Source organism: Shewanella japonica, from assembly GCF_002075795.1.
GTDB lineage: Bacteria > Pseudomonadota > Gammaproteobacteria > Enterobacterales > Shewanellaceae > Shewanella > Shewanella japonica.
This window is the reverse complement of sequence record NZ_CP020472.1, coordinates 2,131,336-2,145,063: the sequence shown is the minus strand read 5'-3', so window position 1 is coordinate 2,145,063 and position 13,728 is coordinate 2,131,336. Positions and strand designations below refer to the sequence as shown.

Genomic DNA, 13,728 nt, shown 5'->3' with positions numbered 1-13,728 from the left:
TAAATGATCACGATAATAAAATATGCTCGGCACGTACTTTAACGACTAAACCAGAATCAAGCTGTACATGGACATCTTCTTTCTTGATATCAGTGATAACGCCGGCAACTGGATTTTGCCCTAACTTCACACTAACACGTTGTTTTTGTTTAAGCTCGTCAAATTTTGCTGGCACATAATTAACTTTTGGTTCAGCAGGCTTTTTCGCTTTTGCTGGACGGTCTTTCTTAACTGGAGCAGTTTTTGCTGAAGGTGCTTTTCTAGCAGGCTTCTTTGGATTTGCTTTTGCAGCTTGTGCTTGGCGCTTCGCCTTTGCTTTCTCTTGGCCTTCTTTTAGAGTTTGCTGAGCGTGATCAATATGCTCTTGCTCAAGCTCACCACAATCTTGGCCATCTAAGTCGATACGCTGTACGCCTGCTTTAACGCCTTTAAGGTAGCGCCAGCTACTTGTATAACGTCTAAGTGCAACACGTAATTGTGTCTTACTTACTTTAGAATCATCAGCCAACCTTTCAGCTAAATCTTGAAACAAACCAATTTTTAATGGCTTAGTTTCACCTTCTGCAATAAAGCATAAAGGAAAAGTTTCATATAAATACGCTAAAACTGCGTTGGTGTCGGTCAACTTGTCTGTTGATTCCATTTTTACTTCCACGTTATATAAGGGGACTGGTTAATAGCTTTCTTGGCTAGTACAGTCGTTTATCTTTCGTTAAACAGAGTCTTGCTTAACGTTCAAATTAGCACTTCCTACATGATTGCTAAAGCAATTGAAACATGCCTTAACAAATTAACTTAGTTAGCTGCAATTTTACAGTAAATAAATTTTCCAGTAGTTAATGCGTGCAGCTCAGTATTATAAAGCGCATCACAGCGATTGCGACCTGCAATTTAGATTATTTGTTCGCAAATTAAGCAAATAAGCAAGATTCGAAGCTTTTTACTAAGATTTCGAGACCTTTTTGATCGTCTGTTTCAAAACGATTCAACAATGGACTGTCAATATCGAGCACGGCAACCACATCATTTCCGTTACGAACCGGCACAACGATTTCTGAATTACTGGCTGCATCACAAGCAATATGCCCTTCAAATTGGTGTACATCTTCAACAAGTTGAGTCTGATCTAGTGCCGCAGCTGTCCCACAAACTCCTTTGCCTATCACAATACGAGTACAGGCAACTTTACCTTGAAACGGGCCTAAGACTAATTGGTCTGCTTTTTTAATGTAAAAGCCAACCCAATTTATATTGTCTAAATTATCATTTAACAACGCCGAAAAGTTTGCCATGCCAGCAATCAGATCATCTTCGCCTTCCATTAATGCTAATACTTGACGGTTCAATGTGTCATAAAACTCAGCTTTCATTCTACTTCCTAAAATATTTTATTCTGTTGGCGCTTTTTTATTAGTTTTTTTCGTGGCTGCTTTATTGGCAACTGGCTTAGGTTTTACTACGCCTTTTAATAAATTAGCTAGCTCATCTTTATTAGAAGCTAAGTAAAAAGCAAGCTTCTCTACACTATTCTCGTCAATTTCGAGTTCAGCGCTAGTAATAAAAGGAACTAAGTTATCAGCAATGTCGAGCATTTTGTCATAGGCATCGGCTTCCTTTTTAGATGTAAATGTCATCTTTTCCACCCCTTCTCTTACCACGACAAACTTTGTAATTACCGCCATGATTAACCTCTTACTGTTTTTATATACAGTGCATAGAGTGTCATAGAACTAACTTCTGATGCAAGTATTCTGATTATTCTGGTATTATCTGGTTTTATTGTATCTTGAATAATTGACGTTTTGACTATTTAAAGCCATATTTTGTGCACTTTAGTCAGATATTGTTCAGTAATTTAGAGCTCTTAATTATATAGATGGATGGTTTGCGCTTTATATGCCAAAAAATGTAGATCAAGAGAGCATCGTTTTATGTCGCTCTTGTGACTTAGCAGTTCAGCGCCGTGCGCTACCTTCGAATGTCAGAGCCCTATGTCCTCGCTGCCATACGGCACTCTATGATGTGCCATATTGTTCTATTAACGGCATGCTAGCTTTGTGTATTACCGCGCTACTTTTTTTATCCCAGCTAATTTTTTACCCGTTTTAGAAATCCATTTTTTGGGTAGCATCCGTGCAACGACTGTCTACGAGACAGCCATCGCAGTTTGGGCACAAGGTTATTGGATTGTCGCTGTTGCTGTTATTGCCTCAGCAGTTATTGCCCCTGGCTTATTAATACTGTCGATATTGCTACAAATCATTATCGTAAAAAGCAACTTACACAGCTATTTTTGGCAACGAACTTATCGGCGTTTGCTGAAAAACCAAGCCTTACTCACCCAATTATCAATGTTAGAAATTTATGTCATTTCTTTCTTGGTGGCCGCATTCAATTTATCTGACTTTGCGGATATCTATTTAGGCATGGGAACTTTTTGTTTCGGAATGTTATTTTTGGTTATTTTGTTTTTGCAACGTGAGTATAATCTGGAACATATGTGGAAGCTGACTCATGACTAATAAAATAGAACAAGCTAAAAGCAATGATTACCAGCAAGGTAAAGATATCGGAATGACCTTGTGTGGGGTATGTCGCAACATTAACCCTATTGAGCAAGGGTATTGCAGCCGCTGCGAATCAAAAATACAACCCCGTAATGAACAGAGCTTGCAACAAAGCTGGGCGTTATTAATTACTGCAGCGATTTTATTAATACCAGCCAATATTTATCCAATCACTATGCTCACAAACCAAGGCAAAGTGACTTACGATACTATTTTTACTGGGATAGTACATTTAGTGCATTCGGATATGATCCCTATTGCCATTATCGTATTCACCGCCAGTATTTTAGTACCATGGCTAAAAATTGCTGGACTAGCGATATATTTAACTGCGATTAGTTTTAACTTACCAGTTTCAAAAAAGAAGCTCATGGTGGGGTTTCATATTATTGAATGGATTGGCCGTTGGTCTATGTTGGATTTATTCGTTATTGCACTGACAGTTGCGGTAGTCAATATGGGTCAACTTTTAGATGCTAAACCCGCTCCGGCAGCAACCGCATTTGCACTCGTTATCTTACTGACTCAATTGGCAGCTAAGGTGCTTGATACACGTTTACTTTGGGATCGCTTGGACAAAAAAAATGACACGAATTGAATCACCAAAAGTCGTTAAAAAGAAACTTTTCTCTCCGATTTGGTTACTTCCTATTGTTGCCCTGGTATTAGGGGCTTGGCTAGGTGTTAAAAGTATCAAAGAGTCGGGAATTGAAGTTCAAGTGCACTTCCCTAGTGCTATCGGTATCGATATCGGTAAAACCCTAGTTAAATATCAGGGATTAACGGTCGGTAAAGTCACCGATATCAGCATTGATAAAGACCTTTCTGGCGTCAATGTTAAAATCATTATGGATTATCGCTCTGATCCATTTTTAAACAAAAATACCCAGTTTTGGCTTGTGACTCCAAAAGCAAGTATCACAGGGATAGAAGGATTAGATACCTTATTTTCAGGTAACTATATTGCTATTCAGCCAGGAGATGGCAGTTCTGCTTCAGAGTTTGTTGCTTTAACAGAAGCCCCTACGATGATCCCCAATGATGAAGAAGGCATAGTTGTGAACCTTACCACTTCAACACTAGGCTCCCTTGATGTCGGCTCAATGGTATTTTACCGCCAAGTGCCAGTCGGCAAGGTGGTTAACTACCGGTTAATCGATAGTGATACCATTACTATCAGTACCTTTATCGAGCAGCAATACGCACACTTGGTCAATCAAGAGTCACAATTTTGGAATGTCTCAGGGCTCAAAATCGATGCCTCTATGTCAGGAATTAAGGTGAATACCGAAAGTTTGGCATCATTACTCGCTGGCGGGATCAGTTTCAACTCAGATACAAAAGCGAACAAAGCAGTTAGTGGCGATACCTACGTACTTTACCCTGATGAAGAAAGTGCAGTTAAAGGGATTGAATTTGTACTTACCGCCGAAAATGCAGATGAGATAAACCAAGGTTCAGCGCTGGTTTATCGTGGCGTTGAGGTGGGTAAAGTTCATCAAACTCAATTGACTGAATCCGGCGTTAAATTTTTAGCCAAGTTTGATGTGCAATATCAGCACTTATTAAATGCCGATAGCCAATTCTGGATTGCTGGTGCCGACATTTCGCTTGAAGGTGTGAAACATGCAGCACGTTTATTAACTGGGAGTGTCGTCAATGTGCTCCCAGGCACCAGTGACCAAGCGTTACCAGAGCTATTTACTTTACAACCTGAAGCGCCAGATTTACTTCAAGCGCAAAAGCTCACAATACAACTTACTTCTGATGAACACAGTGGCTTAACCGCAGGCGCAGAAGTTAGATTTAAACAGATGCCTATTGGTACTATCACTGAAGTGACATTAACCGAAGACTTTACCGGTGTTCTGTACCAAGTCGAAATTTTACCTGAGTTCGCCTCACTATTAACAACTGATAGTTATTTCGTCACAGAGTCAGCGTTAAGTATTGACGCCTCTTTAGACGGCGTATCTGTAACAACAAGAGATTTAAACACTGTTATTGAAGGTGCGGTTTCCTTGGTTAAAGGAAAAAATAAAGCATTAGTTACCCCGCAGGCAAAATTTGCCTTGTATCGTTCTAATGATGACGCACTTATCGCCCTTAATAAAAATAACATCACCACATTAACACTCGACAGTATCGATGGCGCGGGGTTATCTACAGGTTCTCCTATTTATTACAAAAAAATGCAAATCGGTAGTGTTAAAGAAGTTTATTGGAACAGCAATACAGACCAATTCTCGATTCGTATCGCAATACAAAATAAGTTTAAACAGTTGATTAAAGACTCAAGTGTATTTTGGCGTAACGATGCAGCAAATATCAATGCAAGCTTGTCTGGTATCGAAGTCGATGTGGCACCTTTAGAAGGTGCACTCAAAGGCAGTATTAGCCTTGGTTTACTTGATAATGACCAACCAGGCAATGTATCTCGCTTGTATGACTCCAAAGCCTTAGCGCTTAAACAGGCTAAAGCCATTACCTTAATCTTGCCTGCTGAAGCAAAAGTTTCTGAAAAAGCAGCGATTCGCTATCAAGGCCATCAAATTGGTGTAGTGCAGCAGGTGAAGTTAAATCAAAACCTCGATACGTTAACAGCAAGTGCCTATTTATACGGTGAATATGCTGATCACTTTACTAAAGCGGACAGTGAATATTTTGTGGTTGATGCGCAAATATCTTTAACGGGTATAACAGCCCCAGAAACCCTAATCACCGGCCCTTATATCGGTGTTTTACCGGGCAATCAAACTGATATTAGCGATAACTTTACCGCACATTTGTCAGCCCGATATGATGCAAATATAGATGCTGATGCAGTCACGTTAGTCCTTGAAGATAGTCAACTGGGTTCTATCAAAGTGGGGACCCCTATTTTCTTCAGAGGTATTTCTATTGGCCAAGTTGATGGTTATTCATTATCAGAAAACGGCAACAAGGTATTGATGTACTCGCATATCGAAAAGCAATACACGCACTTAGTTAATCAAAGCAGCCGCTTCTGGGACGCATCCGGTATCAAACTTGAGGTTGGGATTTTCTCTGGTGCACAAATCGAAACCGGTTCACTAGAAACACTGCTGTCAGGGGGAATTTCTGTTGTTACCGAAGACATCACTACCCCAGCAAATCAAATCGCTTCAGGTGCGAGATTTAACCTTTACAACAAGATGAAAGAAGAGTGGCGTAGATGGCAGCCAGAACAAGTGAAGCCGTAATCATTAAAATGACACTATGTAAACTGAACTGGGTTAGTTTTCTAGTTACATTAGATTAAGTGACGTTAGCTTCAAGGAACATTTAAAAAGTCGGCATTTGCCGACTTTTTCTAATCAAACATCAATAAGCTCATTAAAACCTGAATTCACAGTAAACGCTTAAATAAATTGGTAAATGTCTGACGTTCACTTAACCATAGAACCAATAGCACACTGCAATAGCAGTAATTATTCCGCCGACATCGGCAGCCAAACCACAGCCCAGTGCATGGCGGCTATTTCGGATCCCTACAGAACCAAAGTAAACAGCTAACACATAAAAAGTGGTTTCTGTGCTACCTTGGAAAATTGCTGATAATCGGCCAGCAAAAGAGTCAACACCATGATGCTCCATCGTTTCTAACATCATGGCCCGTGCGCCGGAACCACTAAAAGGCTTCATTAACGCAGTAGGCATGGCATCAACAAAACGATTATCAAACCCCATCATGGACACAAGGCCTGCAAGCCCCTGTAATGCATAATCTAGCGCACCGGATGCCCTTAACATTCCAATCGCTAACAGCATCGCTAATAAATAAGGGATTAACGTTATAGCTTGAGAAAAACCTCCTTTGGCACCTTCTACAAACTCATCGTATATTGCGACTTTCCGGTAGCCTGCAATTAAGATAAAACTCAAAATTAATAATAATAAAATCCCGTTACCGAGCGCTGTAGAAATGGTGCCAATGGCTGATGCTGATAAGGTTAGCAGATAGAATACACTTGCGGTTAAACCACTAAATAGAACTGCGCCATACCCCAGTACCACGGTATTTAGCAATGATAACCGCTGCACTATCGCCACCACAGTCAAGCCGACAACGGTTGATGCAACCGTTGCTAATAATATCGGTAAGAAAACGTCAGCCGGCGCTGCCGCGCCCTGCTGCGCTCGATATAGAAAAACGGTTACAGGTACTAAAGTCACAGATGAAGTATTTAATACCAAGAAAAGAATTTGTGCATTGGTAGCGACAGCTTTATCCGGGTTCAAGCTTTGTAAGTCGTGCATGGCTTTTAAGCCAAGTGGAGTTGCTGCGTTATCTAGACCAAGCATATTAGCTGTCAGGTTCATCGTCATACTGCCATAAGCGGGATGACCTCGAGGTACCTCTGGCATTAATTTAGATAATAACGGTTCAAATAATTTGGCGAAAACACCAACTACACCAGCTTTCTCTCCTACTTGCATTAGCCCCATCCACAGAGCAAGCACACCGATTAAGCCAATTGATATCTCAGCGGCGAGTTTCGCACTACTAAATATGCCATTTACAGCATCACTCAATACTCCGACATGACCATTGAATAGTTGAATAACAATCGCAATAGCAGCCGTTACAAAAAAGAACAACCAAACTCGATTCAGCACTTAATACTCCATCATTATTGCCCAAGGAACTCACGGTGATAAATGCATGATATAATCTAATCCATAATTACACAGTTGTTTTATCGAATTTTTTTACTATGGCGCAAATTAACCCAAATTACCTCACTCACATTTCTTCAGAACTACCTGAACATCTTGATCTAGATGAGTTTATTGCAGCGTGTCAGCGTCCGCTTAGAAAGTCCATTAGAGTCAACACTCTCAAAATTTCTGTGGCTGCTTTTATCGACATAATGAAGCAAAAAAACTGGAGTTATGAACCTATCCCTTGGTGTAGTGAAGGTTTTTGGATTACTCATTCTGAAGATCAGCAACTAGGTAACATGGTAGAACATATACAAGGGCTATTTTATATTCAAGAAGCTAGCTCTATGTTGCCGCCCGTAGCACTATTTGATAGCACAGATAGCAACATACTGGAGACGGTACTCGACGTTGCCTCTGCACCCGGTTCTAAAACCACACAACTCGCTGCCCTAATGAATAACCATGGCTTACTCATAGCAAATGAATACTCATCAAGCCGAGTTAAAATATTACATGCTAATGTGCAGCGTATGGGAGTGAATCAATGTGCCCTTACCCATTTCGACGGTAAAGTGTTCGGTGAATACTTATATGAAAAGTTTGATGCTATTTTACTTGATGCCCCGTGCGGCGGTGAAGGCACAGTACGTAAGGACCCGAACGCCCTAAAGCATTGGCAATTAGATGACGTTACTGACATAGCTGAAACACAGAAAGTCCTTATAGAATCAGCATTATTAGCGCTCAAGCCTGGTGGAACTTTAGTGTATTCCACTTGTACACTCAGCCAAATCGAAAATCAGCAGATTTGTCACTATATTCAGCAACAGTATCCAGATGCGGTTGAGTTTATGCCACTTAATGGTTTATTTCCTGGTGCTGAAAAAGCATGTACTGAAGAAGGCTTTTTACATGTTTGGCCACAGATTTACGACAGTGAAGGTTTTTTTGTCGCTAAAATAAAAAAATAACCTCAGTACCAAGATTGAAAAAATGCCCCAAACCGCAACGCAACTTCCCGTTTGTATCGGCTAATAGCAAACAAGTAATGGCTATCAAAGCCTACTTCAGCCAACAATTCAATATCCAGCTTCCTGAAAATTATACTGTGATGCTGCGTGATGATGAGTACTGGCTATTCCCTACTAAGTTCAACGAGTTTATTGGTTTGATGCGCTACCAACGTATCGGGTTTAAGCTCGCAGATGTGATGAAGAAAGGCTTTAAGGTTAAGCACGAAGCCATCATGGCGTTAAGTCATTATATCCAAAATACAGAGCGAGTCATTGAACTGAGCCGCGGTCAAGCCATTGAGTTTTTGATGGGCAGAGACATTTCAACTCAAGAGATTGATGGGATTGAACAGTCGGCAATGGGAGAAATGTTGGTTAGTTTTAATCAAACACCATTAGGTGTCGTCAAGCACTTAGGCCATAGATTGAAGAACAACCTACCACGTGACTTGGTTAAAGATAAAATAGATAAAGTTTAATTAAATCAAACCAATATAAGCTATGCACGAAGTCAATTCGTGGCTGCTTTTATACACTAGCGTCATCCCAAAGTAGGTTATTCGCATAATTATCGTTCAATAAATGTGCAATATGACAAATGATAACTATAATTTGTGAATCAAGTTGTGCTCGCGAAACATTCTTGAATGTAGACCACAATACAACTTAACTGATTTACTGAGAATAGCCTCTCAACAGTAGCGCAAGGCTCTTTTATGAAGAGCCATTCCCCTAGACCCAGAACAATTGGATAGTTTTGGGTCTTTTTTTGTCTGAAACTAGCGACCAATGAGTTTCGCTGCATCTGTGAAAAGGTTAAAGAAGTTCTCAGAGGTATAACGAGCTAACTCTTCATATTTCTCACCACGAAGTTCAGCGACAAATTCAGCGACATCACGCACATAAGCTGGTTGATTCTCCTGACCTCTGTGCGGAACGGGCGCTAAATACGGTGAGTCAGTTTCAACAAGTAATCTATCTTGCGGCACTTGACGAATAACACTGCGTAATTCACCAGCATTTTTAAACGTCACAATACCAGACACAGAAATATAAAAACCTAAGTCAATCGCCGCCTTCGCCATCTCCCAGTTTTCAGTAAAGCAATGTAATACACCACCAACTTTATCAGCGCCGCCTGCTTTTAACATTGAAATAGTGTCTTCACGGGCATCACGTGTATGGACAATCAGCGGTTTATTCACTTCAACAGCCAAGGCAATTTGCTGCTCGAAACATTGTTGTTGCAGCGTTTTCGTTTCTGGTGCGTAAAAATAATCTAAACCCGTTTCACCAATTGCAACCACCTTTTTATCAGTCGCAAATTGTTTGATTTCAGCTACATTTAGCCCTTCTTGAACATCTAATGGGTGCACACCAGAAGAAAGGAATACGTTATCGAATTGCGCCATTTTCTCACGCATTGATTCGAAACCTTGTTGGCGTACATTAACGCATAACAGGTAATCTACACCGCGAGATTTAGCAGCGTCGATGATAGCTTGTAAACTAGGTTGATCTGGCGCCGCTTTTAAACGGTCCAAGTGGCAATGAGAGTCAATTAACATGGGTATTTTATCTAAAACGAAAATAAGCCAGCAAGAATACCTAGCTACATAGTGCAGGTCAAATCACTTGAAGAAAGTTCACTTGAAAGCAATTTTTCAATATGGTGTTTATGGCTTTCAGGATCGGTTTTAATTTTGACACCAATACCTGCTGGCCTGCCACCTGATGCGCCTAAAGGGTTAATCCAAACCACAACACCTTTAAAGTCGGTCATTTGAGATGTACCAGGTAATTTATATGAAATAGACAACTCTTGCCCTAAAAAATGGCTTTCAGTCGTTGAAATAAATAAACCCGCAGGTTTAATAAAAGGCATATAAGCTCTGTACAATTGGTGCAGAGTATCAAAATTTACCACAAGATCGGTCATAGTCTCAGTCTATTATTTAAGATGAATAAGTTGTCTAAATTCGAGTATATAGTCTTGGCATAATGCTGGGGCATTAATACTCGCCATTGTCGTTAATCGCTGACACATTTGTGCCACTTTCGAAGACAAACCAATAATGTTACTTGTCGCTAATGGATCTATCTTTTTACTTTTTAACACATATTGTCGCAAGTACAAATATAAAACATTAAGTGCGTCAACAATTTGCTGTTCAGAAACCTTGATTAAACTGCCACTAAGATGACCTGACTGAATACTTTTAGCCCAATCTTGTCGGAAAGTTAATAGCTTATGATAATGCTCATTTTCTAAACTCTCAGCCAATTTTAACGGTCCACCCATCATACCTAAACACCAAGTGACATCATGTGTTTTTTGGCCTTCTGGTGCAGGAGGCAGTAGTTGGAATTGATTTAACCAATCAAGCACTTGTTGCTTGTTAGGTTTAAGGTAAGCCACCTGTTGGCAACGACTTTTAATTGTAGCAAGTAATCGAGACGGCACATCAGTTTGTAAAATAATTAAAATATTATTCCCAGGTTCTTCCAATGTTTTTAATAGTGCATTTGCTGAAGCAAGGTTGAATTGCTCACTATTTTGAATAATTGCAACCCGTTGACCACCTTGCTGCGCTGTCACCGTGAGTTTTTGGCACAAGTCGCGTATTTGATCCACTTTAATCTGTGCACCATCAGCTTTAATAACATGACAATCTGGGTGTGTTCCTGCTTTAAACAATAAACAACTTTTGCATTGCCCACATGCGCCAACAGGTGTTAGTTGAGTGCACATTGCAGCTTCAGCCATTTCCCTAGCAAGAATATGCCCGCCATACCCTTGTTCAATGCTTACCAGTTGCGCATGAGCACTATGACCACTAAGTCGTTCGTTAACAAAACGCGTAAATGGCGCATCTAACCACGGAAGTTGGTTCAAATAAAATGCCTGCATTATTGGCTCACTGTTTGTCGTGAAGTGGTGCTATTCAAGATAATCTTGCCGTTAATTCTGTCGTAATTTGTTGATGCACTTCTTCAAGGGTTTTACTGGCATCAATAACAATAATAGAGTCATCTTTTGCCGCAAAATCTAAAAATGTTGCTCGCGCGCGTTCAAAAAATTCGATTTTTTGAACTTCAATTCTATCCAGTGCACCACGATTTGCAGCTCGCTCAAGCCCAAGTTTTGGCTCAATATCCAAGTACAAGGTCAAATCCGGTTTAAACCCTTTTAAGGTAATATCACTGATTGATTTTACAAGCGGCATCAACCCTCTTCCACCGCCTTGATAGGCTAAAGATGACAAGTTATGGCGATCGCCTAATACCCATGTATTGTCAGCAAGTGCAGGCTTAATTACATTGGCAATAAGCTGAGCCCTTGCAGCATAAAAAAGTAGGCATTCTGCTTCATCACATAAAGGATCGGTTTCATCAGCAACTTTTACTAAATCGCGCATTTTCTCAGCTAATGGTGTTCCACCAGGCTCACGAGTACACACCGGCGCTTTTCCGGTATGGGAGGTAATGAGTGTTTTTACAAGTTCAATCGCACTTGATTTTCCTGCGCCTTCGAGGCCTTCAATTACGACAAACTTCGCTTTTTGTTCAATCATTTTCTGTTTCTCTGATACTCGTTAACGGCACGATTATGTTGTGCTAATGTCTCTGAAAATACATGACTACCGTCATTTCTTGATACAAAGTATAAATACTTCACGTCAGCTGGTTTCGCAGCGGCAAAAATAGCAGCCTTACTTGGGGCAGCGATTGGTGTAGGCGGTAGCCCATTTATTCGATAGGTATTAAATGCTGTTTTCTCGCGTAAATCAGCGCGCGTGATATTTCCGTTATAGCGCTCACCCATGCCATAAATCACTGTTGGATCGGTTTGCAAGCGCATCCCAAGTTTCAATCTGTTATTAAACACTGCGGCAACCCAATCACGCTCTGATGGCTTACCTGTTTCTTTCTCAATAATAGATGCAATTGTTAGTAATTCATAAGGCGTCTTGAGCTTAAGTTCCTTATCTCGCTCTTCCCAAGCTTGCTCTAAGGTCTTTTGCATCATCTGATAGCTGCGATTTAAAATTGACTCAAGTGATTCGTTGGCTTGATATTGATAAGTTTCGGGAAAAAACTTTCCTTCAGGTAATCCTGAATCATCACCATTTTTTAGCAGCACTCGATTAAATACGTCCTCATCAAACGTTAAATGCGGCAAATCAGTTAATGCTTCATGCCATTCTTTAATGGTTTTACCTTCAATTAAGGTCAACGAAAAAGTCATTTCGTCGCCTCGGTTTAGTTTTGTTAATAATGTCTCGATATTGTCTCCAGGATTAATTTGATATAACCCTGTTCTTATATGCGCATATTCAGGCTTAATTTTTAATAAATATTTAAATTTCCAACTATCAGAAAGCGTTCCGTTTGTTTCAAGTTCTTTTCCTAGCTTAGTAATATTCATACCTTGGGCAATCACTAACTCGGTCGGCTCTTCAAGCTTGAGTACTTGTTTGGGGTAGGCCAAAATCTGTTGGTAGGCCCAAAACCCTACCACACACGCAACCGTAGTCAGTGTCATCAAAGATGTAAGAAGTATCGTGAGTGTTTTTTTCATATTATTTTATAGTGACAATGTTAGCTGGGTTAATAATGGTGTGGTGTACTGCCAAGGTTTATAGTGAGTGGTCGAGCTTAAGCTGGCATTAACTTGGCGATCAATAATTGAATTAATATTTACCATACCCAATAAACTATTGGTGATAAAGACATGGTCAGCGTTTTTAATATCATCCATTGTCACTTTTGTCGCCATGACAGCAAAATGATTATCTAGCAATGTGTTGATGACTTGCTCTCGCATTACGCCCGCCACACCGCTATCAGAAAGTTTTGGGGTAATCACTTGGTTACCTTTGACCAAAAATATATTAGCCATTGAAGTTTCAACAACATGATTATCAGTATCTAAAATAAGCCAATCATCTGCCTTAGCTGTTAATTCATACTGTTTAATCAACACTTGTTCAAGGCGATTTAAATGCTTCATTCCCGCTAATAACGGCTGTTTAGCCAACTGTACGGATGAAACTGACAAACTAATGCCTTGCTGCTGCCAACCTTGGTAATGCTTTGGTATCTCATGCAGAGATATCACTTCAGTTATGGTCGGATTCGATGGGGCGGTATAACCGCGTCCACCAACACCACGACTAATTAAGAGCTTTATACATCCCTCACCGAGTGATTGTGCATGCTTTTGCAAACGGGACTGTAGATCAGATAATACTGGAGGTTGGAAACCTAATCTAAGGCAAGCTTGGTTTAACCGAGACAGGTGCGCTTCAATAAACATCACCTGACTATTGGAAACTCGCATAGTTGCAAATACGCCATCGCCATATGCAAGCCCTCTGTCAAGCGCTTGTATAGTATTCTCAGATTGTCCGTTCACAAATACTAAAGCCATGTTTTATCCTGAATCTATCCCTGCG

General features: G+C 40.3%; 12 protein-coding genes and 2 pseudogenes. 4 read left to right on the top strand and 10 right to left on the bottom strand.

Going from position 1 to position 13,728, the window contains the following annotated elements; all coding sequences use genetic code 11:
- Positions 1 to 7: 7 nt before the first annotated feature.
- The 3 genes from proQ to SJ2017_RS09160 form a co-directional block, all read right to left on the bottom strand.
- The gene (gene proQ / locus SJ2017_RS09170) at positions 8 to 643 is read right to left on the bottom strand and encodes an RNA chaperone ProQ (RefSeq protein ID WP_055024463.1); all 636 of its coding nucleotides are present in this window, start codon (positions 641 to 643) and stop codon (positions 8 to 10) included.
- A gap of 268 nt (positions 644 to 911) precedes the next feature.
- Complete coding sequence (locus SJ2017_RS09165; RefSeq protein ID WP_080915554.1) at positions 912 to 1,370, bottom strand: GAF domain-containing protein; 459 nt, start codon at positions 1,368 to 1,370, stop codon at positions 912 to 914.
- An 18-nt stretch (positions 1,371 to 1,388) separates the two neighbouring features.
- Complete coding sequence (locus SJ2017_RS09160) at positions 1,389 to 1,682, bottom strand: YebG family protein (RefSeq protein WP_055024461.1); 294 nt, start codon at positions 1,680 to 1,682, stop codon at positions 1,389 to 1,391.
- Between the two features lie 214 nt (positions 1,683 to 1,896).
- On the opposite strand from SJ2017_RS09160, the pseudogene SJ2017_RS09155 reads away from it, so the two are divergent.
- The 3 genes and pseudogenes from SJ2017_RS09155 (at position 1,897) to SJ2017_RS09145 (ending at position 5,791) form a co-directional block, all read left to right on the top strand.
- Positions 1,897 to 2,522 (top strand): annotated as a pseudogene (locus SJ2017_RS09155) (paraquat-inducible protein A).
- The gene (locus SJ2017_RS09150) at positions 2,515 to 3,165 is read left to right on the top strand and encodes a paraquat-inducible protein A (protein ID WP_055024459.1); all 651 of its coding nucleotides are present in this window, start codon (positions 2,515 to 2,517) and stop codon (positions 3,163 to 3,165) included. The pseudogene SJ2017_RS09155 and the gene SJ2017_RS09150 overlap by 8 nt, the downstream one beginning before the upstream one ends.
- On the top strand, positions 3,152 to 5,791 hold the full coding sequence (locus tag SJ2017_RS09145; protein ID WP_080915553.1) for an MlaD family protein: 2,640 nt from the start codon (positions 3,152 to 3,154) through the stop codon (positions 5,789 to 5,791). The genes SJ2017_RS09150 and SJ2017_RS09145 overlap by 14 nt, the downstream gene beginning before the upstream one ends.
- A 190-nt stretch (positions 5,792 to 5,981) precedes the next feature.
- On the opposite strand, the gene SJ2017_RS09140 is transcribed toward SJ2017_RS09145, so the two are convergent.
- Positions 5,982 to 7,208, bottom strand: coding sequence for a nucleoside recognition domain-containing protein (locus tag SJ2017_RS09140; protein ID WP_080915552.1), 1,227 nt, complete (start codon positions 7,206 to 7,208; stop codon positions 5,982 to 5,984).
- A gap of 98 nt (positions 7,209 to 7,306) precedes the next feature.
- On the opposite strand from SJ2017_RS09140, the pseudogene rsmF reads away from it, so the two are divergent.
- Positions 7,307 to 8,748: pseudogene (gene rsmF, locus SJ2017_RS09135) on the top strand (16S rRNA (cytosine(1407)-C(5))-methyltransferase RsmF).
- Between the two features lie 300 nt (positions 8,749 to 9,048).
- Here rsmF and SJ2017_RS09130 read toward each other — a convergent pair.
- The 6 genes from SJ2017_RS09130 to pabC are packed head-to-tail and all read right to left on the bottom strand — an operon-like array spanning position 9,049 to position 13,703.
- Positions 9,049 to 9,837, bottom strand: coding sequence for a TatD family hydrolase (locus SJ2017_RS09130; protein ID WP_055024455.1), 789 nt, complete (start codon positions 9,835 to 9,837; stop codon positions 9,049 to 9,051).
- 44 nt (positions 9,838 to 9,881) lie between these two features.
- Positions 9,882 to 10,208, bottom strand: a complete 327-nt coding sequence (locus SJ2017_RS09125) for a PilZ domain-containing protein (RefSeq protein WP_055024454.1) — start codon at positions 10,206 to 10,208, stop codon at positions 9,882 to 9,884.
- Positions 10,209 to 10,220: 12 nt separating this feature from the next.
- A complete protein-coding gene (locus tag SJ2017_RS09120; RefSeq protein ID WP_080915551.1) occupies positions 10,221 to 11,180 on the bottom strand; it encodes a DNA polymerase III subunit in 960 nt (319 codons plus the stop codon).
- 34 nt (positions 11,181 to 11,214) lie between these two features.
- Complete coding sequence (gene tmk / locus SJ2017_RS09115; protein ID WP_080915550.1) at positions 11,215 to 11,844, bottom strand: dTMP kinase; 630 nt, start codon at positions 11,842 to 11,844, stop codon at positions 11,215 to 11,217.
- A complete protein-coding gene (gene mltG / locus SJ2017_RS09110; protein ID WP_080915549.1) occupies positions 11,841 to 12,851 on the bottom strand; it encodes an endolytic transglycosylase MltG in 1,011 nt (336 codons plus the stop codon). The genes tmk and mltG overlap by 4 nt, the downstream gene beginning before the upstream one ends.
- 6 nt (positions 12,852 to 12,857) lie before the next feature.
- Entirely contained in the window at positions 12,858 to 13,703 is an 846-nt protein-coding gene (pabC, locus tag SJ2017_RS09105; RefSeq protein WP_080915548.1) for an aminodeoxychorismate lyase, read from the bottom strand.
- Between the last annotated feature and the right edge of the window lie 25 nt (positions 13,704 to 13,728).